The organism is Cobetia sp. SIMBA_158 (assembly GCF_046566945.1).
GTDB classification, from domain to species: domain Bacteria; phylum Pseudomonadota; class Gammaproteobacteria; order Pseudomonadales; family Halomonadaceae; genus Cobetia; species Cobetia amphilecti.
Genome location: NZ_JAWJYL010000315.1, coordinates 1 through 275 on the forward strand (window position 1 = coordinate 1; position 275 = coordinate 275).

Consider the following 275-nt stretch of genomic DNA (forward strand, 5'->3'; position numbering starts at 1 on the left):
CCAGCATCCGGGAATGAGCTTTGGCGCACGTCTGCCGGAAAATATCACTGCGGAATTTGTCCGTGATGAAGTTGCTGCCGGACGTGCGATTATCCCGGCCAACATTAATCATCCGGAATCGGAGCCGATGATTATTGGCCGTAACTTCCTGGTAAAAGTTAACGCCAATATCGGCAACTCAGCGGTCACCTCTTCCATCGAAGAAGAAGTGGAAAAGCTGGTATGGTCCACCCGCTGGGGAGCGGATACGGTGATGGATCTCTCCACCGGTCGCT

At 53.5% G+C, this 275-nt stretch carries 1 protein-coding gene; it reads left to right on the top strand.

Annotation, left to right across the window (positions count from 1 at the left end; all coding sequences use genetic code 11):
- Positions 1–275 (top strand): phosphomethylpyrimidine synthase ThiC (locus R2R70_RS20120; protein ID WP_410978919.1); only part of this gene is annotated, 275 nt, incomplete at both ends.